This is a genomic window from Desulfovibrio desulfuricans (assembly GCF_024460775.1).
Classification (GTDB): Bacteria; Desulfobacterota; Desulfovibrionia; order Desulfovibrionales; family Desulfovibrionaceae; genus Desulfovibrio; species Desulfovibrio desulfuricans_E.
The window spans coordinates 15,348-35,259 of sequence record NZ_JANFYZ010000019.1; the positions used below are offsets into that span (position 1 = coordinate 15,348).

The 19,912-nt window shown below is 60.4% G+C and carries 16 protein-coding genes; 5 read left to right on the plus strand and 11 right to left on the minus strand.

Annotated features, from left to right (window positions below; all coding sequences use genetic code 11):
* Positions 1–117: 117 nt before the first annotated feature.
* From NE637_RS14285 to NE637_RS14335, 11 genes are all read right to left on the minus strand, one after another.
* Positions 118–1,503, minus strand: coding sequence for an FAD-binding oxidoreductase (locus NE637_RS14285; protein ID WP_215647951.1), 1,386 nt, complete (start codon positions 1,501–1,503; stop codon positions 118–120).
* Between the two features lie 295 nt (positions 1,504–1,798).
* On the minus strand, positions 1,799–2,167 hold the full coding sequence (locus NE637_RS14290; RefSeq protein ID WP_227118318.1) for a hypothetical protein: 369 nt from the start codon (positions 2,165–2,167) through the stop codon (positions 1,799–1,801).
* Entirely contained in the window at positions 2,097–2,657 is a 561-nt protein-coding gene (locus NE637_RS14295; RefSeq protein WP_215647950.1) for a cytochrome b/b6 domain-containing protein, read from the minus strand. Before NE637_RS14295 ends, NE637_RS14290 begins: the two co-directional genes overlap by 71 nt.
* A 110-nt stretch (positions 2,658–2,767) precedes the next feature.
* A complete protein-coding gene (locus NE637_RS14300) occupies positions 2,768–3,982 on the minus strand; it encodes a bifunctional 3,4-dihydroxy-2-butanone-4-phosphate synthase/GTP cyclohydrolase II (protein ID WP_192112286.1) in 1,215 nt (404 codons plus the stop codon).
* Positions 3,983–4,149: 167 nt separating this feature from the next.
* A complete protein-coding gene (locus NE637_RS14305) occupies positions 4,150–4,941 on the minus strand; it encodes a YkgJ family cysteine cluster protein (protein WP_227118278.1) in 792 nt (263 codons plus the stop codon).
* Between the two features lie 18 nt (positions 4,942–4,959).
* Entirely contained in the window at positions 4,960–8,118 is a 3,159-nt protein-coding gene (locus NE637_RS14310) for an efflux RND transporter permease subunit (protein ID WP_227118279.1), read from the minus strand.
* Positions 8,119–8,275: 157 nt separating this feature from the next.
* Positions 8,276–9,022, minus strand: a complete 747-nt coding sequence (locus NE637_RS14315) for a sulfite exporter TauE/SafE family protein (protein WP_192112283.1) — start codon at positions 9,020–9,022, stop codon at positions 8,276–8,278.
* 7 nt (positions 9,023–9,029) lie between these two features.
* Positions 9,030–10,100, minus strand: a complete 1,071-nt coding sequence (locus NE637_RS14320; RefSeq protein ID WP_227118280.1) for a CobD/CbiB family cobalamin biosynthesis protein — start codon at positions 10,098–10,100, stop codon at positions 9,030–9,032.
* Positions 10,097–10,570, minus strand: coding sequence for a tRNA (cytidine(34)-2'-O)-methyltransferase (locus NE637_RS14325; RefSeq protein WP_227118281.1), 474 nt, complete (start codon positions 10,568–10,570; stop codon positions 10,097–10,099). The genes NE637_RS14320 and NE637_RS14325 overlap by 4 nt, the downstream gene beginning before the upstream one ends.
* Positions 10,571–10,645: 75 nt before the next feature.
* Positions 10,646–11,179 carry a GNAT family N-acetyltransferase gene (locus NE637_RS14330; RefSeq protein WP_227118282.1) on the minus strand — a complete coding sequence of 178 codons (534 nt, stop codon included), beginning with the start codon at positions 11,177–11,179 and terminating at the stop codon, positions 10,646–10,648.
* 350 nt (positions 11,180–11,529) lie between these two features.
* Positions 11,530–13,359 (minus strand): hydantoinase/oxoprolinase family protein, encoded by a 1,830-nt coding sequence (locus tag NE637_RS14335; RefSeq protein ID WP_227118283.1) that lies wholly within the window; start codon positions 13,357–13,359, stop codon positions 11,530–11,532.
* A gap of 299 nt (positions 13,360–13,658) precedes the next feature.
* On the opposite strand from NE637_RS14335, the gene NE637_RS14340 reads away from it, so the two are divergent.
* From NE637_RS14340 to NE637_RS14360, 5 genes are all read left to right on the plus strand, one after another.
* Positions 13,659–14,579 carry a branched-chain amino acid transaminase gene (locus NE637_RS14340; RefSeq protein ID WP_022657737.1) on the plus strand — a complete coding sequence of 307 codons (921 nt, stop codon included), beginning with the start codon at positions 13,659–13,661 and terminating at the stop codon, positions 14,577–14,579.
* A 225-nt stretch (positions 14,580–14,804) separates the two neighbouring features.
* Positions 14,805–16,838: a DNA polymerase III subunit gamma/tau gene (gene dnaX, locus NE637_RS14345; RefSeq protein ID WP_227118284.1), complete on the plus strand. Its 2,034-nt coding sequence runs from the start codon at positions 14,805–14,807 to the stop codon at positions 16,836–16,838.
* A gap of 88 nt (positions 16,839–16,926) precedes the next feature.
* A complete protein-coding gene (locus tag NE637_RS14350) occupies positions 16,927–17,238 on the plus strand; it encodes a YbaB/EbfC family nucleoid-associated protein (RefSeq protein WP_192112277.1) in 312 nt (103 codons plus the stop codon).
* 4 nt (positions 17,239–17,242) lie between these two features.
* The gene (gene recR, locus NE637_RS14355; RefSeq protein ID WP_022657734.1) at positions 17,243–17,854 is read left to right on the plus strand and encodes a recombination mediator RecR; all 612 of its coding nucleotides are present in this window, start codon (positions 17,243–17,245) and stop codon (positions 17,852–17,854) included.
* Positions 17,855–18,209: 355 nt separating this feature from the next.
* The gene (locus NE637_RS14360; RefSeq protein ID WP_227118285.1) at positions 18,210–19,805 is read left to right on the plus strand and encodes a methyl-accepting chemotaxis protein; all 1,596 of its coding nucleotides are present in this window, start codon (positions 18,210–18,212) and stop codon (positions 19,803–19,805) included.
* The last annotated feature ends 107 nt before the right edge of the window (positions 19,806–19,912 follow it).

Here is a 19,912-nt window from a genome sequence, read left to right on the forward strand (position 1 = left end):
ACGCTCCTGGAGCGGTTGAATTTTTGCTCTTGCCCGGTAGCGCCCGCACTGGGCGGGCAGCCCCCGGAAAAGACGGGGGCCAAAAGACCCCGCCTCTGCAATGCCGGAGCGAACTGCCTAGATGCCCACCAGCTTGGTGGAGTTAAGCAGTCCCTTGGGGTCAAGAGCCCGGCGCAGCCGCTGCGAGAACAGAATGGTGCCGCGTGAGGTTTCCTTTTCCATCCACTTGGACTTGGCGGTGCCTATGCCGTGTTCGCCGGAGAGCGTACCCTTCAGCTTGATAGCCGTATCGAACATTTCGTCGATGGCTTCTTCCACGCGCTTGAATTCGTCGGCGTCGCGCTTGTCGCACAGGAAGGTGGGATGCAGGTTGCCGTCGCCAGCGTGACCAAAGGTGCCCACTTCAAGGCGGTACTTGGCCGCGATGTCGTTGACGGCCTTGACCATGGCGGGGATCTGCGAACGCGGCACGGTGGCGTCTTCAAGCACGGTGGTGGGCCGGGCGCGGGCCAGCACGGGCAGGGCCATGCGGCGGGCTTCCCACAGCTTGAACTTTTCGGCGGCGTCCTTGGGCACGTGCACGGCAGTGGCGTGGTTGGCCTTCAGCACCTTTTCAACGGCTTCGGCATCGTCAGCAACCTGGGCAGGGTGGCCGTCCACTTCGATGAGCAGGATGGCGCCAGCCTCGCGCGGCAGACCAGCCTTGGTGAAGTCGTCCACGCGCACGATGGTGTTGTTGTCGAGGAATTCGAGAGTACAGGGCACAACGTGGGCGGCGATGATGCCCGCCACAGCGTCAGCGGCGTCCTGCACGTCAGAGAACACGGCCATCAGGGCCTTGGAGGCCTTGGGCGGCGGCACGAGCTTGAGGATGGCTTCAGAAATAACGCCCAGCGTGCCTTCAGACTGCACCATCATGCCGGCGAGGTTGTAACCGGTAACGCACTTGACCGTGCGCGAACCGGACTTGACCACTTCGCCCGTGGCGTCGAAAAATTCGATGCCCATGAGGTAATCCTTGGTAACGCCGTACTTGAGGCCGCGCAGGCCGCCAGCGTTTTCAGCAATGTTGCCCGCGAGGGTGGACACAGCCTGGGAACCCGGATCGGGGGGGTAAAAAAGATTTTTCTTGGCAACCGTAGCCGCAAATTCAGCAGTAATGACGCCCGGTTCCACCACAGCGTAGAGGTCGTCAGAATTGATTTCAATGATGCGGTTAAGGCCGGTGGTCAGAATGACCACAGTTTCGGACTTGTCCGGGATGGTGCCGCCGGAAAGGTTGGTTCCCGCGCCGCGCACGGTCATGGGGATACCATTGTCATACAGTTTTTTCACACACTGGCCGAGCTGTTCCTTGGTAGTGGGGCGCACCACCAAAGAAGGCATGACCGGCGGCAACACCGCAGAATCATACGAATAGCTCATGCGGTCGGCTTCGGAACTGAACACGTTTTCCTTGCCGATCATGTCTTCAAAATCCTTAATCAACGCCTGGCTTGCCATAAGGCCTCCTTAAAAGTCCGTCATGAACGTCTTTATGGTAAGGCACAGACCTCGCGCCCCTTGCGCGGGCCTGACAGATTTGGATTCCCATACGGTTGTTTGAACAGCCGGTCAACTTTTTTACGAGAATGAAGACGTATAGCGTTGTTTGACAAGTTTGCAAAGGGCACAAGCCAAAAAACTTTGGTATCACAGTCTGACATTATCGCCAAAAGTTTCCCCACTGTCGTTGCACCGATACCTGGGCAATGCGATATGCATCATTGCAATTCAAATCGTTTTAAACAGTTAAGCATTATGCGCGATATTGTGAAGACGCAGTGCCCACAATGTTCCCAACACTCTGGCTGGAAGGAACACATAAAAAAAATTCTGCGGCTGCCATGAAAAAATATTCCATGTCCAGCAACGGCATCGCAAAATGCGACCAGTGAGAAAATGTGAAAAAGATGGCCCAGACAGGCGGGAATGCCGGAATCAGGAGCTTGTGAGGATGTGGCGGCGCAGCGCGCGCCGCCACAAAAAAATTAACGCTGCCAACAGCTGCCGTCAACGGCAGATACCAGCGGATATGCCCGGACGGGCCAATTGTGTTAGCTTGCCCGGGGTTTCTTTGCAGCGGCCTGCTTCCAGAAGAAAAAATGCCCCAGAGCCATGCCGCCATGTCCAACGGCATAGGCCATCAAAAGCCATACAAATACGCTGTGCAGGCTTGCTGCTGTGTGCGACGCATCACCCATCTGCCACGAGCGGAACCACCACAGGCCAGTGAGCAGGGTCATACTCAAGGCTCCCATGCCGAGGCCCTGCACAACACAGGCAAGCCCCTTGGGGCGCGGCGCGATAATAAGCTTGCCGCTGCGTATGGCCGCAACGTCACTGGCAAGTTGCGCCATGTCGCCCCACAGATAGGGAAAATAGTGACGCGGCCCACGCATGCCAAGCCCGCATGCCACAAGGCCAAATCCCAGCACGCACAGCACAAGGCCCAGAATCATGTGGACGGCGCCAAGGCCAAAAAGTTGCGTCAGCACCTGCACCATTATCAGGCAGACCACCAGGGCGTGCAAAAAACGCAACACCGGCGGCTGAAAAAATCCGAGAAACTTCCACAGCAAACCCAACTGGGTTTTCAGCATTTCACCCAAGCCCATAGCGTCGCTCCCTGTTTTGCAACTTTTCAAGAACGGCGGCGCAACGGCGCGCCTGTGGCTTCAATCCCCGCAAAAAAACAAGCGCCGCCCCAAGGGGCGGCGCAACAGGTCTAATGGAGGCACGAGCATGAAAGCATGTGCGCCATCTTTTCTTTCTTGGTACGCAGATAGTTTTCATTCTCCGGGCAGGCTTCCATTTCAATGGGCACCCGCTCCACAATCTCTATGCCGTAACCGGAAAGTCCCACAATCTTCTTGGGGTTATTGGTCAGCAAGCGGATCTTGTGGATGCCCAGGTCAACCAGCATCTGCGCGCCGGTGCCGTAGTCGCGCAAATCCGGGGGGAAGCCCAGCTTGCGGTTGGCTTCGACCGTATCGTAGCCCTCATCCTGCAAGGCATAGGCCTTGATCTTGTTGGCAAGGCCGATACCACGCCCTTCCTGACGCATATAGAGCAGCGCGCCGCGTCCTTCTTTTTCGATCTGGCGCAGGGCAGCGCCCAGCTGGCCGCCGCAGTCGCAGCGCAGTGATCCAAGGGCATCACCCGTGAGGCATTCGCTGTGAATACGGGTCAGCACCGGTTCCGGCGTGGAAAGGTCGCCCTTTACAAGTGCCAGATGCGTGCCGGGTTCGTTTTCGCTTTCATAGGCAATGACAGAGAAGTCGCCAAAGCGCGTGGGCAAATGGGCCTGCGCCACCCGGCGCACCGAAACCTGACCCCGGTCAAGGCGGTAGCGGATGAGATCCTTGACCGCGGCAATCTTCAGGCCGTGCTCTTCGGCAAAAATTTCAAGGTCGGGCATGCGCGCCATGGTGCCGTCGTCGCGCATGATCTCGCAGATGACGGACGCAGGCTTGAGCCCGGCCAGACGGGAAAGGTCAACGCCGCCTTCGGTCTGCCCGGCGCGCGAAAGCACACCGCCAACCTTGGCCCGCAGGGGGAAGATATGCCCGGGGGTGACGATATCGTCAGGCCGCACATTGTCTGCCACGGCAGCCAGGATGGTCGTGGCGCGGTCGGCGGCGGAAATGCCCGTGGTCACGCCGTCGCGGGCTTCAATGGAGATGGTGAAGTTGGTGCCAAAGCGCGAGCCGTTGCGCTGGGTCATCAGGGGCAGTTGCAAGCGGTCAATGATCTCGGGAGCCATAGGCAGGCAGATGAGCCCCCTGCCGAACTTGGCCATGAAATTGATGGCTTCCGGAGTCACATGCTCGGCTGCCATGGTGAGGTCGCCTTCGTTTTCGCGGCCTTCGTCATCTACCAGAATAATCATTTTGCCCTGCCGGATGTCGGCAATGGCCTCTTCAATGCTGCACAATGGCATGTTGCTTCCTTCATTGCCCGCCGGGGGGCGTGATTTTTTTTACTTTCATCAAAGGTTAGGTACGGAGGCCTGTTCTGTCAACCGCAGGAGGGTCAAACACACAGCGCCTTTCTGCCCGCAAAAGGTTCAGTGCCACCCCCGCAGAGACAAATCGCCCGCGCCTTGGGCTAACTGCCCGAAACAGGCTTGAGGCCAACCTCTGCCAGCAGATCCTTGACCGACCTGCCGAACAAAAAGGGCAGCATGGCGCGGGGTACGCCAGCGCGCTCCACGCAAAGCTCGCGAAAGGCCGCGTCCATGCGGGCGGCTTCGCCCAGTTCCGCCACGGCGGCTTCCCGCTCGCTGCCCTCCAGCGGGCCTTGCTCCGCATAACGCTCCACCGTCAGGCCTTGCCCCTGCTGCGGAAAAAATCCCAGTCTGTCGGCCAGTTCAAGCACCGCCCGCACAGAAACCTGCTCTTCATGCGCGCTCACAAGGTCAGGCAGCAAGGCCCTGCTGGCAGCACTCAGAGTTGAAAATCCGGGGATCCCGTCGGCCAGCGCGTTCAGAGCCGCATACCGCCCAAGGTGCGAACCCTTGGCAAGCAGGGCCTCCAGCGGCCCGGTGTCCATGCAGAACAGGGCCGTGCACTGGGCCGGGCGCTGTTCATAGATGCCGCAGCCCGCGCCTTCGCGGTAATAACGGCAGCGCCAGGGGTGCACCCTGCCGCCGGGCCCGGCAATCTTGAGACGTTCCCCTTCCAGCGGCCGCAATGCCTTGCGCGAGTCATCCCGCGCCCACTCCCCGGCGCGCAGGCACACCAGGGCTTCGAGGGTCAACGTGCCGGAAACCAGCAATGCGGCGTCGCTCAGCATCAGGGTCGGCCCGCCCAGCAGGCAACAGGTGCCGCAGCGCCTGCACACAGGCTCCCCGCCGGAATCCGCGGGCATGGATGAAAAAGGGGTATTCTGCATACTCATAGGTTCTCCAGGGCCGGATCAGTGCGAAGGAGGAAAGGCTTGCCCTTTCTCCGCATGTTCCTGCCGGTTCTGCTTGAAACGTCCGCCCCAGAGGCGTCCCAGCCTGCGGGAGAGTTTTTCCATATAATAGTAGTACACTGGCGTGATGTAGAGCGTGACCAACTGCGAAAAGCACAGCCCGCCCACCACAGCCAGACCCAGCGCACGGCGGGCATCGGCCCCCGCGCCGATGCCCACGGCAATGGGCAGCGCGCCCATGAGCGCGGCCACGGTGGTCATCATGATAGGCCGAAAGCGCACATGACAGCCCTGGGTAATGGCTGCCAGCGGATCAAGGGACGGATCATTCTTCTGCGCTTCCAGTGCGAAATCGAGCATCATGATGGCATTTTTCTTTACGATGCCAAGCAGCATGATGATGCCCACAAAGCCGTACAGATCAAGCTCCATGCCGAACAGCCACAGGGTCGCCAGCGCGCCAAAGCCCGCCGACGGCAAGCCGGAAAGAATGGTGAACGGGTGGATAAAGCTTTCATACAAAATGCCCAGCACAAGATAAATGACCACAATGGCCAGCACAAGCAGCCAGCCCATACCTTTGAGCGAACTCTGAAAGGCCTGCGCAGTGCCCTGCGATTCGGCGGTCACCGTATCGGGCAGCAGCGGGCGCGCCGCCGCCTCCACCGCGCCTACGCCCTGACTGAGCGAAATACCGGGGCGCAGGTTGTACGAGATGGTCACGGACGGGAACTGCCCGTTGTGGTTGACCGCGATGGGGCCAACACCGGTGGAAAGTTTGGCAAGAGTATCCAGCGGTACAAGATCGCCGCTCTTGGAGCGCACATAAAGCCGCGAAAGGGCCGAGCGGTCTTTCTGGAAGGGCTTTTGCAATTCCACAAAGACCGAATAGTCATCCGTAGGCGCGTAAATTGTCGAAACCTCGCGCGAACCGTAGGCCGACTGCAGGGCCAGCTCTATCTGCTGCGGGGTCACGCCCAGAGCTGCGGCGCGGTTGCGGTCAATGGTCACGCGCAGTTCAGGATTCTTGAGTTGCAGGTCGCTGTTGACGTCCTGCAATTCCGGCAGCTTGCGCAGGGCATCCTCGATGCGTTGGGCGCTTTCAAAAAGCGAACCCATATCCGGCCCAAACAGCGTGTATTGATACAGGGCCTTGGAGGCGCGGCCGCCAATGCTGATGGTGGGCGGCACACGCACAAATACGCGCATGGAAGGCGAGGTGTTGAGATCCTTGCGCAGCTTCTGGGCCACGGCCTCAATGCCGGGGCGTTTGTCGTGCTCTGCCAGCCGCATGAGCAGGATGCCGTTGTTCATGCTCTGGCTGCCGCCCACAATGCCCACAATGGAGTTGTAGGCCGCCACATGGGTGGATGATTCCAGCATTGGGTCAAGGCTGTGCTGCGCCCGCACCATGCCCTCAAAGGACACGCCCTGCTCCGCCTCGGTACTGGCCTGCAACAGGCCCATGTCTTCCGTAGGCAAAAAACCCTTGGGAATGACCATGCCCAGCCATACTGTCAGGGCCAACAGGCCAAACGAGGCCAACAGGGTAATGCGCCGATGGCGCAACGCCACATCCAGCGAGCGGGCGTACAGGTCGGCCAGGCGGTCAAAACATCGTTCGAGCGCGCCGTACATCCCGCTCACGGCAGGCTTGTGCCCGGCCATGTTCCGCCCCTGAGCCTTTAAAAAATAGGCGCAGAGCATGGGAGTGAGCGTGAGTGAAACCACGCCGGAGCTCAGAATCGCGCCAATGATCACCACCGCGAATTCGCGGAACAGCCGCCCCACAATGCCGCCCATGAACAGCACGGGAATGAACACCGCCGCCAGCGAGAGCGTCATGGAAACAATGGTGAAGCCGATCTCCGCCGAGCCGTCAAAGGCCGCTGTCTGCGGATCCTTGCCCATTTCCTGATGGCGCACGATGTTTTCAAGCATGACGATGGCATCGTCCACCACAAAGCCCACGGCAAGAGTCAGGGCCATGAGCGAGAGGTTGTCCAGGCTGTAGCCCAGCACAGACATGACGGCAAAGGTCGAAATAACCGACATGGGCAGGGCAAGGCTGGGAATGATGGTGGCGGGCAGGTTGCGCAAAAAGATAAATATGACCAGCACCACCAGAAATACCGTGAGCACCAGAGTGAATTTTACGTCTGCCACAGATTCGCGGATGGACTCGGAGCGGTCGTAAAAAACCTCCACCTTGGCGGAGGGCGGCAATTGTTTTTCCAGCGCGGGCAGCAGGGCGCGGATGGAATCCACCACCTGCACTGTATTGGTGCCGGGCTGGCGCTCCACGGCCAGCATGATGCTGGGCGCGCCGCCGTTGCTCCAGGTGAGCTGTTTGTCCTGCTTGAAGCTGTCCACCACTTCGCCCAGATCGCGCAGGCGCACGGGCGCGCCGTTGCGGTAGGCCACCACCGCGTCGCTGAAGGCGCGGGCGTTCATAAGCTGGCCCGAAGATTTGATGGAATCAGCCCGGTGCGACCCTTCCAGCGAGCCTGTGGGCAGCATGCTGTTGGCTGCGGCAACAGCCTCTGCCACCTCGTCAATGCCAAGGCCTCGCGTGGCCAGCTCGTCCGGATTCAGCTGCACGCGCACTGCGTACTGCTTCTGCCCGTAAATGACCACCTGAGCCACGCCGTCCACCATGGAAAGTCGCTGGCCTATGAGCGTATCCGCGTATTCATTAAGCACATAGAGCGGCAAGGTGGCAGATGATACGCGCAGTTGCAGGATGGGCAGATCCGCGGGGTTCACCTTGCGGAAGCTCGGCGGCACGGTCATGTTGGAGGGCAAACGGCGCTGGGCAAGGCCGATGGCCGACTGCACGTCCAGAGCCGCCGCATCGATATTGCGGTCAAGGGCAAACTGGATGGTGATGCGTGTGCGGCCCGTAGAATTGACAGATGAAATGGAGTCGATGCCCGCAATGGTGAAAAATTCTTTTTCCAGCGGCGTAGCCACGGATGAGGCCATGGTTTCCGGATCGGCCCCGGCAAGTTCGGCCTGCACCTGAATGGTGGGAAAATCCACGGTGGGCAACTGGTTTACGGGCAGGTTGCGATACCCCGACACGCCAAAAAACAGCATGCCCAGCATTATCAGCACAGTGGCCACAGGGCGGCGGATAAAAAGCGCGGCGATATTCATGCGGCCCCCTCGGGGAATGCAATGGACGGCACACTTGCCTTGCGGCAAAAGGGGCTGCCCGGATCAAGTCTGCCCATATAAAACAATCAACGTCCGGGGCACTCGCCTTGTGGCGGTCAAAGCCCGCCCAAGCCTGCTTTGGACAAATCCATTCCGATCAATTCAAAAAATACTGCTCCAGCTCCCGCACCAGCAGGAACAGGCCCAGCAAACAGCACACGCCGCCAATGAGGGTGCGCAGCATGCCTGTGGGCGTGCGTTTTGCCAGAACCACGCCGCCAGCAAACCCTGCGACTTCAAGAATGCATATTATCGGCAGCAGGGCAAAATCCACATGCCCGTCAGCTATATTGCCCACCGTGCCAAACAGGGCTGTAACCACCTGATACGGCATGGCAAGGCCCACAGCCGTCATGGGGGCAACCCCAGCGGCTATCATCCACGGGATGGTCAGCACCGGGCCGCCAGCGCCAGTCATGCCCGCCAGAAAGCCCGTGCTCGCCCCGATGAAGAAAAACCCCGCCCTGCTCTGCCAAAAAACGCTGCCGCCAGCCTTGGGGGGGCGCAATACGCAAAAGCCTGCAAACAGGATGATGCCCGCCAGCAAAATTACCAGCGGCTTTGCGTTGATGCTGGCGTTGAGCACGGCCCCGGGCAGAGCCGCGAGGCCGCCGATCATAAAGGGCGTGGCCCGCGACCAGTCCACATGGCCCAAACGGCGATACATGACGGTTCCCACCAGCCCAATGGGCAAAAAGGACGCCAGCGCCGTCCCCATGGCCTCGTGCGGCTCAAGCCCGCTCAGCAGGATCAGGCCCGGAGGAACAAGAATACCGCCCACGCCCGTAAGCCCGACCAGAATACCCACCAGCAGGCATACAGCGCCCAGAACTATTAACAGCATATCTTCCTCAAAAATTAGGCAGACTGACCACCATGAAGCACAGCCAGAGCGTCAGTCCCCCACACAAGGCGCTATAGCGCAAGAGTTCACAAAGCGCCAGCAAGCGCTTGCGATCCCAGGGCGCGGCCTCGTCCTGTTCCGGCCCGAGCCAGGGTTTTGGCGTCAGCGTGCCGAAGTACACGGACGGCCCGCCCATGCGCGCGCCGCACAACCATGCGCAGACCGTCATGGACCAGCCGGAATTGGGGCTTGGCATACCTACGGCCTGTCGGGCCACAACCCGAAAACCGGGCCAGCGGCCTTGCCACACGCGCACGGGCCGCAGCCGACCGGGCAAAAACCGCAGATGATGCTCGCAAATGGCTACGCATCTGTCCGCAAGGCAGGCCGCACAGGCCGACAAACGGGCAGGAAGGTAGGCCAGCGCATCATCGCCGCGCGCCCCGGCCCAGCCCAGCCAGCGCCACTTTTCGGTCACGTAGCCCCACATGGAATCAGTGGTGCTCACGGCCTTGTAGCACCACATGGCCACGGGCCCGCCCACGAGCAGCCAGAAAAAAGGAGCCATAAAGGCGTCCGTAAGATTCTCAGAAAGCGTATCGGCCAGCGTTTTGCGCATGAGGAGACGGTCCATGCTGGATGTATCCCTGCTGACCAGCCACGAAAGCGCTTCGCGCGCTTGCGGCTCGTCATAGTGTTCGACCCGGCGCAGCACTTCCTGCCCGGTGCGCAGCAAGCTGCCCAGAGCAAGCCCGGCCCAGGCCAGATACAGGGCCAGCAGTGGCCCAAGCACCGGCAAGGAAACCAGCCCCCATGCCGCAACACCTGTCAGCCCCACAAGCACCGCCAGGGCAATCGCCCCGGCAAAACGCCCGCGCTGGCGTTCGGCATCCGGCCCGTTCTTGCGCATAACGCGCCGCGCCGGGGCTTCCAGCCAGTCCAGCAGCTTGCCCACCACGCAGACAGGGTGCCTCCAGGGCAGGGCAGGATCGCCCAGCCAGAGATCAAAAATCAGGGCCAGAGGGGCAAGCCACCAGCATTCCCACACGGAATAGGGGAATAGCTGCGCCAGACTCACGCCCAATTCTCCATAAGGCCGGTGCGGGCCAGGGCCATATACAGCACAATTCCCGCCGAGGTGGAAAGGTTGAGGCTGCGCACACGGCCCTCCAGCATGGGAATGCGGATACGGTGGGGTGAAAGCGCCAGAATTTCCTGCGGCAGACCGCGCGTCTCCGGCCCGAACACGAGGCAATCTTCCGGTTCAAAGGCAAACTGGTGCACCGGGGCGCTGACCTGCCCTTTTTTGGCCGAGGTCAGCACAAGGCGTGCGCCCTGCTGCCCTTGCGCTGCAAAGGCGGCCCAATCGGGCCAGACGCGCAGCCGCACGTTGGGCCAGTAATCCAGCCCTGCACGCTTGAGGTAGCGGTCTTCAAGCTTGAAGCCCAGAGGTTCAATGAGATTCAGGGTGGTATCCGTGGCGGCGCACAGCCGGGCGATATTGCCTGTATTGGGGGGAATTTCCGGCTCAAAAAGAACTATCTGCATGGTGTAGCTGACTGGTGGTAATAATGTGAATGGCACAGACTGGAAGTGCCAGCCATATTGCCGTGGCAAACATATCTAGTTGGCCTCCCCCGCGAGGGACAGGCGCATGCCGATGCGGTTGGTCAGGCCGCAGCGCTTTTCTTCTTCAAGAATATCCTTGAGAAACCGGGGCATGCCCGCATCTTCCAGAGCAGTGAAGCCCAAGCGGGCGTAAAATGGCGCGTTCCAGGGCACGTGGGTAAACGTTGTCAGATAGAGTGCGGGCATTTGGCGTTGCCGCATGCGCCCTGCAACCCGGCCAATGAGCGCCGCGCCTATGCCTTTGCGCATGTGGTCGGGGTGCACGTCAATCTGGGCCAGCAGGGCAGCATGGTCAATCAGCCGCACATAGGCGTAGCCCACAGGATTGCCCGCATGGTCAAGGGCCGCCCAGAGAAGGCCGTTTTGAACAGCTTCATGAAGTTTGTCCACAGGCGTGAAATCGGAACGGATGTGATCCGGTATGGAGCCTGGAGGAAAAATCCCCGCAGCGGCTACTTCAATAGCCGCCAGCAGGGGCACATGACATGCCGTTGCCTGTGCTATGGTGTATCCCTGAGGACTTTTCATATCAATCCGCCGCGCAAAGCAACGTGCTTTCCTGCAACAAGTGGTTGCTGATTCTTGTTTTCCAGCGAAATTTCACTACCCCATACTTTCATGAGCGGGTGCGCCATGCGCAAATTTCCCTTCCTCAGGGCCGCACGTTCGTCAGAGTCGGCCTCCCCTGAGCACCGTTTGCTCTCCGCCGAAATTCTGAAGCCCTTGTCTCTTCGTGAGCGGGAGCGCCGTGCGATGGATTTTGTTCTCCGGCAAGGAAAAATATTGTCCGTGGAGGGAGTGTACATAGCGGTACTCGACCGACACCGGGCAATATTTTGACGCAGCCGGAGGGCAAAAGCCACGCACGGCACACCCGCTCACATAATTTTCATGGAAGCGGAGAGACCGGGAACAACCTGACAAACAACACGAATATCCTTGCTGCCAAAACCCGCGTCATCCAGCGTGGCAAATATGTCCGCCTCGGTCACTTCCACCCGCGCGCCGCTGACGCCAGCCGCCTCCAGCCTGTCACGCAGCATGGCGCTGGCCCGCTGGCGGGCTTCGCTCAGGCTGTAGCCCTTGCCAATGCGCTCGGTCAGCTCCAGGGCCGGGATTGTCAGCACGCAGCGCCCGGTATCGGCATAGAGTTCCAGCGCGTCTGTTGGCAGGGTCAGGGCCGCGCCCACGGCATTGGCGACATCTGCGTATGGCGGTGTTTCCACGGGCATGTTCAGGGCTTTGGACATGCGCCGGGCAACGCAGGCCGCAGGGCCGCCCACCAGCCACACGTGCTGCGGGCGCGCCTCGCGCACTGCCTTGAGGGCCGCCAGGGTGTAAATGGGGCGGGCATTGATGCCATCAGTCAGGGCGCTGGCGGCGGCGGCCACCTGCGCAAGGGCATCGTCTGCGGCCATTTGGGCCAGAGATTCCGGGGACAGGCCGTGCTCTGCGGCCAGTGCGGCAATGCCCGCCGTGGATGCGGTCACATCGCCCGCCACGGCATCCCCGCCATTGATACCCTGCGCGCCAGTCGAGCCAGCGACAAAATTCAATACGTTCAGGGCATCCAGCAGGGTGGGACGGGAACCGCCAAAGGCCATGGCCGGGCCTTCGCGCAAGGGGCCGACATGAACCGGGCGCGCAGCGCCGGGCGCGGTATCCACCGCAAGCAGCGAATCGCCGCCCACACCGATGGAAACCGAAGCCAGAGCGCGCACAAGGGTGCGCCGCCCCTTGAGCAGCATGCCGTCCCTGTCCACTACCGGAGATCCGTCCACAAAGAGCGCCATATCTGTTGTTGTGCCGCCCATATCGAGCAACAGGGAGCAGCCCTGCCGCATGGCCTTGCTGCCGCCGCACAGGGCGAGCACGCCCATGACGCTGGCCGCAGGGCCGGAAAGTATGGACTGCACTGGCTCCCGGCGCGAAAGCGTCAGCGGCACCGCGCCGCCGTCCGCCTTGAGCAGACGCACGGAGGCTGTGATGCCAGCCTCGGCAAGGGCAGCCTCCACGGCATCCAGAAATTCATTGTGCAGGCGCTGCACGGCGGCATTGAAATAGGCGGTTGCCATGCGCCGGGGAAAGTTGAGCCGCCCCGAGAGCCTGTGCCCCACGGTTATGGACATCTGCGGCACAGCCGACCGCACGGCTTCGCTCATGGCCAGTTCGTGCACGGCATTGCGCGGCGAAAATTTGCCCACGCAGGCCACGGCGGCAACCCCCGCCGCCTCCCATTCCCTGACAGCGGCAGGCAAGGAGGCAGTGCGCAGGGGGCTGACCTCCACGCCCCGGTGGTCCAGCCCGCCGGGAACAACGCAGACATGCGCGCCCATTGCAAAACGATGCGGATCAAGCCCCGGCCCGGCGGAAAGGGCCAGCCCCACAGGGTCGGCGCGATCCTGCACCAGGGCGTTGACGGCCAGGGTCGCCCCAAGGGTCACGCGTGAAATAGCGCCAAAATCGCAGCCAGGGGCAGCCGTTGCCAGGGCGGCGAGCACCTCGCGCACAGACGCGGGCAGATTGTCGTGACGGGTGCGCGCCTTGGCGCTGGCCACCAAACGGGCGGGGGGCAAAGCTTCGGCACCAAGTCCCTCTGCGCCAATTTCGCCCGGAGCCAGTTCTTCTGCGGCGGCATCGCAGGCAAGCAGCACGGCATCGGTGTGCGTGCCCCCGGCGTCAATGCCCAGCACATATGTTTCGCTCATAATTCCGGCCTCATAATACTTGTTTGCTGACCCTGAACATACGGCATCGCCATCCTCAGGGCCAGCCCTTATTATTGGGCAGTTTTCAGGCGGCATTACCCGCCCTGCCCGCCGCGCATCCCCCTTGCATGTTCCTGGCGCTCGCTCCATGCGCCCGCAATTGTGGATATTCTTTCTCCCACTGGCGCAATTGCTTGCCATATGCGGTCATTTTCAGTAGATTTTTGCTCTTGCGGCAACCGCCGGGACTGCCCCGGCGCGCCCGCGTCTTATACAGCAGGCTACTGCGGAGGAAAGCCATGCAGAACGCAAAGTTTATCTGGTTTGACGGAAAAATGCTCCCTTCTGAACAAGCACAGGTTCATGTGCTGACCCACGCCTTGCATTACGGCAGCGCCGTATTTGAAGGCATTCGCGCATACGCCTGCGCCGACGGCACTTCTGCCGTATTCCGTCTGGAAGACCACTGCAAGCGCCTAATTAACTCCGCTAAGATTATGCGCCTGGAAGTACCCTTCACGGCTGAACAGCTCGTAGCCGCCTGTATTGAGACCCTCAAGGCCAATAAACTGCCCGAAGGTTACGTGCGCCCCCTTTCTTTCGTGGGCCATGGCGAAATGGGCGTCTACCCCGGCAACAACCCGGTGCAGACCATCATCGCCGCCTGGGCCTGGGGCGCGTATCTTGGCGCAGAAGCTCTTGAAAAGGGCATCCGCGTCAAGACCAGCAGCTTTGCCCGCAGCCATGTGAATACCAGCATGTCCAAGGCCAAGGCCGCCGGCAACTACATCAACTCCATCCTTGCCAAGGTGGAAGCCAAGGAAGACGGCTATGACGAAGCCGTGATGCTCGACACCAACGGCTATGTTTCCGAAGCCACGGGCGAGAACATCTTTATCGTGCGCGACGGCGTGATCAAAACCACGCCCTGGACGTCCATTCTGGGCGGCCTCACGCGCGACTCCGTCATGAAGCTTGCCAGAGACCTCGGCTACACCGTGGAAGAACAGCAGTTCACCCGCGATGAATTCTACATCGCTGATGAAGCGTTCTTTACCGGCACCGCGGCTGAAATCACCCCCATCCGCGAGCTTGACCACCGCCAGATCGGCGTTGGGCACGCTGGCCCGGTGACCAAGCACCTGCAAAAAGAATACTTTGCCATCGTCAAGGGCGAAAATCCCAAATACGAAGGCTGGCTGCACCGCTTTACCATTTAGTGCAGACAAACGGCGGGCCGCAATGCCGCCGCTTAGAGAGATATGCATCCGGCAGCTCCGCCCTCGCGGGGCTGCCGGATACCAAAGAGTAAACAAGTCCGCCCTGCGTCGTAATCCGGCGCAACACGGACACAACAGGTAACAGCCTTTCCTGCGGGTTCGCGCATAGCGCAATCCGGGACTGCCCGACAGCCCGTTGGTCATCTTTCAAAGGCAACGAGCGCCATGAAACATCTTTCCCTCGCCGCACGATACAGGCCGCAAAACTTCGCCCAGGTAGCAGGACAGGACATGGTCAAGGCCGTCCTTTCCCGTGCTGCGGCAGAAGACAGGCCCGCAGCCGCCTACCTTTTGAGCGGCACTCGCGGCGTGGGCAAAACCACCATTGCCCGTATTTTTGCCAAGGCGCTCAACTGCCAGCACGCTCCGGGGCCGGAACCCTGCAACCAGTGCGAGCAGTGCCGCAAGATCACCCAGGGCGTTCACGTTGACGTGACCGAAATCGACGGCGCTTCCAACAACAGTGTGGAAGACGCCCGCTCCCTGCGTGAAACCATCGGCTACGCGCCCATGGAAGGCCGCTACAAGATTTTCATCATTGACGAAGCTCATATGCTCACCCGCAACGCCTTCAACGCGTTGCTGAAAACGCTGGAAGAACCGCCGGAACGCGTGGTCTTTATCTTTGCCACCACCGAGGCGCACAAATTCCCCATCACCATTGTGAGCCGCTGCCAGCATTTTGTGTTTCGCCACCTGAGCGAAGACGCGCTCTTTGCCCACCTCACCGCCGTGCTACGCAAGGAAAACGCGGCCTTTGAAGAAGGGGCCGTGCGGCTTATTGCTCGCAGGGCGGCGGGCAGCGTGCGCGACAGCATGTCGCTGCTCGATCAGACCCTCGCCCTTGGCGGCGAGGAACTCACCGTTGCAGCCACCCGGCAGGTGCTCGGCCTTGCAGGGCAGGAACTGTTTGCAGAGCTGTTTACCGCCCTGCAAGGGCAGGATTGCGCCGCCGTGGCAAACCTGTGCGGGCAGATATTGCAGCAGGGTGTGGATATTGGCTTTTTCATGCGTGAGCTTGCGGGCAATCTGCGCAACCTCTTTTTGCTGCGCCAGAGTGGTCAGGCCATTGTGCCGAGCCTGCGCCTCCCCGCAGACGAAGCCGCCCTCTGGCAGGGCATTGCCCCGCAATTTTCTGCCGCTCACCTGCACGCGGCATGGCAGATGGCTCTTGACGCGCAACGCGGCATAGTGCAAAGCCCGGAACCAGCAGCAGCGCTTGAACTGCTTTTGCTCAACCTTGCCCTGCTGCCGCAGTTGCTGCCCGTTGGGCAGGCCACGCCCGGCCCCGGCGGCCAGGCTGGCGGAGCTGGTCAGTCATCAGTGCAGGCCCCAAGTCAGGCAGCCGCACAGGGAAGCCAACAGCAGGCTCAGGCAGTGCCCCCCTCTGCGCAGCGTATGGAAAGCAGTGCGGGAATGCCCGCCGGAAGCGCGCAGGTGGCTCAATCCCGCCCCAGGGATGCCGCCACCGGGCAGCACGCCGCCAATGATGCGGACGATGCGGAATCTGACGAGCCTGACGCGGCCCAGAGTTTTGCTGCCCCCACGCACCGCCCCTGGCGGCCCGGTGCGCAAACAGGAGCAGCGCAAGCTGATCAGGGCAGCACAGATCTGGCCATCTCAGATTTGGGTAGGCCAAATCAGGGTAGCCCCGGCCAGAAGGCCCTCCGTCAGGAAGATTCTGACTCACGAAATTTCGGGCAAGATGATTCTGGACAAAATGGAGCTGGCTCCAGTAATTCTGACCAGCCGGACTCCGGCGCAAGCGTCGCTGACGGGCAAGGCTTCAACCGGGGCGGCGCGGGCACACCAGGCCAGGGCAAGCAGGAAGGTCAGGCTGCCTGCAACTGGGCGGCATTTTGTGATTTTTGCTCTTCATGGCAAGGTGCCGGGCGCGACATGCCGCGCCAGCATTTGCTGCGCAGCGTGAGCGCCATATGGGCTGACGGAATTTTACGCCTCGCCCCCAAGGCTGAAACCCAGTTGTTCCAGCTTGAACGCGGACGTGAGGAGCTGACAGCAGCTCTGGCCGCCTACGGCGCAGGGCAGACGCAACTTGAACTCGTGGCGCCCCGGCCCTATCGCCCCGAGGCGGAACTGATTGAAGAATTCAGCCAGAGACCCGAGTTGCAACCCTGCCTTGAAGTGCTGAACGCACGGGTCAAAGGGTGCCGCCCGGTGGATCAGGATAACCGCTGAGTCCGCTGGCAACTGAAAAAAACTTTCCGCGTCCGCCCGGCCCAAGCCGCCGGAACCGGAAGCATGCAACAGACGCAAGGAGAAACACATGCGGAACATGAACGACATTCTGCGCCAGGCGCAGGTTATGCAGAACAAGATCGCCAAACTCCAGCAGGAAATGGGCGAACACAGCTACGAAGCCAGCAGCGGCGGCGGCATGGTCAAGGCCGAAGTCTCCGGCAAGCAGGAACTGCGCAAACTTATCATTGACCCCAAGGCCCTTGAAGGCAACGATGTTGAAATGCTCCAGGATCTTATTCTGGCTGCTGTTAACGAAGCCGGCCGCATCGCCCGTGAAACCATGGAGCGCGAAATGAGCTCCATCTCCGGCGGCATCAAGCTGCCCGGCCTTTTCTAGAGCCATGCACGATCGGATTCCCGAACCGCTCAAGGCCCTGGTAGAGCAGCTTTCGCGTCTGCCGGGCCTTGGCCCCAAATCCGCCATGCGGGCCGCCATGGCCCTGCTCAAATGGCCGGAAGCCGAAACACGGCGTCTTGGGCGCGGCATCCACGACCTGCGCGACAATCTGCACCTCTGCTCGCGCTGCGGCGGGCTTTCTTCCACTGACCCCTGCGCGGTCTGTTCCGATACGGAGCGCGCCCGCGATACGCTCTGCCTTGTCACGGAATGGGACAGCATGCTCACGCTGGACGAAGGCGGCTTTTATCACGGCCAGTATTTGATACTGGGCGGCCTGCTCGCCCCTCTTGAGCGCATGGATTCCGACAGCCTCGACATGGACAGGCTTGTGAAGCGCCTGGGCGAAGGCGAGGTGCATGAGCTTATTCTTGCCCTGGGTGCGACGCTTGAGGCAGAAAATACAGCTTCCTTCATTCGGCAGATGGTGCGCAGGCAGTTCCCTGCCGTGCGCGTTTCGCGTCTTGCACAGGGTATCCCCCTTGGGGCCGAAGTAAAATTCATGGACAAAGAAACCTTGCGACAATCCCTGCAATTCCGGCAGGATCTCTCCTGACATTCCGCATACCCAACTCAGCGACTCGTCTTTTTTTTTCACTCCGCTATAAATCTTTCGATGATTATGCCGTAAGAAGGGCAACACGGAGATTGTCTGCCTTGCCCTGCAATGCGCTTGTGATTTGTGCACATTTGCACAATCCCCTTGTTTTTCTGCCTCCTGGCATATACTATTAGATACATAATATATGCTATGTGTTTTGCCAAAGACATATGCATCGTAAGAACTTTCAGGAATCTCAGTGGGATGGTTTCTGTTTGCGCGTTGCATTGCTTTGCACTGGCCAACTGACAGCGCCCAGGCCAAATGGCGTTTGCTAGCAAATCAAAGGCGCAGGATGAGGTTCTATTCCATGAACATGACTTTGGCTTATCGCATCATTTTTGTTTTTGTCGCGGGTCTCGTACTGGCCTGTATGGCCATGCTCATCGGGTTTACCATGGTTCTGGGCGATGCCCTGTCCGGCGCTGCCACACTGAAAGCCCTGCTGATTGGCGGCGGCTTTACACTCCTGCTAGCCGTTGCCGGCTCCTTCTTTATCTGCAACAGGCTCTGCCCCATCCGCAAAATTGTACTCTACGCCAAGGCTATTGCCGCAGGTGATGAAAAAGCAAAGCTGGACATAGACCGTTCCGACTGTCTGGGCCACATGGCCACGGCCCTGCAAGAAATGGTAGCCAAGCTCGAAGGCCAGGCTCACTGGTACGAGAGCATACTCAATACCCTGCCCCTCTCCATTTCGGTAACAGATAACGACATGGTCTGGACCTTCTGCAACAAGGTCGCGCTTGAAAGCATGAATAAATCCTGTCAGGGCGATGTGGTGGGCAAACATTGCTCGGAAAAGCAGGGCAACATCTGCAACACGCCGCAGTGCGGCATTGAACAACTGCGCCTGGGCAACAAACGGGTCATCAATGAGATGCCCAATGGCAAAACCATGCAGATCATGCTCGACTTTTTGCAGGACCGGCGCGGCAACGTGGTGGGCCATGTGGAAATCGGCGAGGACATCACCGCACGCATTGCCCTTGAGAAGAAGGCCGAGCAAGCCGCGCACAAGGCCCGCATGGAGACTGTGAACCAGCTTGAGGGCGTTGTGGAAACATTGCAGCATGCCGCCAACGCTCTCGACAAATCACTCAACGATGTACGCGACAAGTCCGGCACGGTGGCCGACCGCATGGCCGAAACCGCCACTGCCATGGACGAAATGAACTCCACCGTGCTTGAAGTGGCCCACAATGCAGATGGCGCTGCCGATGCGGCCAATTCCGTGCAGGGACACGCCCAGGAAGGCGCGGACATTGTGCTGCGCACCATCAAGAATATGCAGGAAGTGCAAGGCAAGGCCTCTGGCCTCAAGGGTGAAATGAGCACGCTGGACAAACAGGCAAGGGACATTGGCGCCGTGCTGACGCTTATCCGCGACATTGCCGACCAGACGAACCTGCTTGCCCTTAACGCCGCCATTGAAGCCGCCCGCGCTGGCGATGCAGGCCGCGGCTTTGCCGTGGTGGCCGATGAGGTGCGCAAACTGGCCGAAAAAACCATGAGCGCCACCAGCGAGGTGGAAAAAGCCATTGCCGCCATTCAGGAAGGCACCAGCAAAAGCGCCACCACGGTGGATACCACGGTCAATTCCATTGAAGAGGTGAGCCACATGGCGCAGGAATCGGGGCACTCGCTTGACCTTATCTCAAATCTTGCTGGCGATTCCAGCAGCCGGGTTTCCGCCATTGCCGCGGCAGCCACCCAGCAGTCGGCAGCTTCGGAAGAAATCAACCGCAATATTGCCGAGGTCAACACGCTGAGCGCCCGCATAGCAGAGGCCACCAATGCCGCCGCCGGTCAGGTGCGCGACCTTGCCGCTCAGGTCAATATTGTAACGGGCATCCTTGACGACATCCGCAAAAGCGACGCCAGCCAGAGTAAACCCAATATATAAGGATGTGCTGCCTCGTGGCGGCACAAGCAACAAACAGCGCCGAAACCCAGGTTTCGGCGCTGTTTGTTTTATGTTCGATGCCTGCACTGCAAGGCTAACAGGCACAG

Coding starts and splice junctions, on each gene's coding strand:
- NE637_RS14285 (WP_215647951.1), bottom strand. CDS start 1,503: ATGGCAAGCCAGGCGTTGATTAAGGATTTTGAAGACATGATCGGCAAG.
- NE637_RS14290 (WP_227118318.1), bottom strand. CDS start 2,167: ATGGCGGCATGGCTCTGGGGCATTTTTTCTTCTGGAAGCAGGCCGCTG.
- NE637_RS14295 (WP_215647950.1), bottom strand. CDS start 2,657: ATGGGCTTGGGTGAAATGCTGAAAACCCAGTTGGGTTTGCTGTGGAAG.
- NE637_RS14300 (WP_192112286.1), bottom strand. CDS start 3,982: ATGCCATTGTGCAGCATTGAAGAGGCCATTGCCGACATCCGGCAGGGC.
- NE637_RS14305 (WP_227118278.1), bottom strand. CDS start 4,941: ATGAGTATGCAGAATACCCCTTTTTCATCCATGCCCGCGGATTCCGGC.
- NE637_RS14310 (WP_227118279.1), bottom strand. CDS start 8,118: ATGAATATCGCCGCGCTTTTTATCCGCCGCCCTGTGGCCACTGTGCTG.
- NE637_RS14315 (WP_192112283.1), bottom strand. CDS start 9,022: ATGCTGTTAATAGTTCTGGGCGCTGTATGCCTGCTGGTGGGTATTCTG.
- NE637_RS14325 (WP_227118281.1), bottom strand. CDS start 10,570: ATGCAGATAGTTCTTTTTGAGCCGGAAATTCCCCCCAATACAGGCAAT.
- NE637_RS14330 (WP_227118282.1), bottom strand. CDS start 11,179: ATGAAAAGTCCTCAGGGATACACCATAGCACAGGCAACGGCATGTCAT.
- NE637_RS14335 (WP_227118283.1), bottom strand. CDS start 13,359: ATGAGCGAAACATATGTGCTGGGCATTGACGCCGGGGGCACGCACACC.
- NE637_RS14340 (WP_022657737.1), top strand. CDS start 13,659: ATGCAGAACGCAAAGTTTATCTGGTTTGACGGAAAAATGCTCCCTTCT.
- dnaX (WP_227118284.1), top strand. CDS start 14,805: ATGAAACATCTTTCCCTCGCCGCACGATACAGGCCGCAAAACTTCGCC.
- NE637_RS14350 (WP_192112277.1), top strand. CDS start 16,927: ATGCGGAACATGAACGACATTCTGCGCCAGGCGCAGGTTATGCAGAAC.
- recR (WP_022657734.1), top strand. CDS start 17,243: ATGCACGATCGGATTCCCGAACCGCTCAAGGCCCTGGTAGAGCAGCTT.
- NE637_RS14360 (WP_227118285.1), top strand. CDS start 18,210: ATGAACATGACTTTGGCTTATCGCATCATTTTTGTTTTTGTCGCGGGT.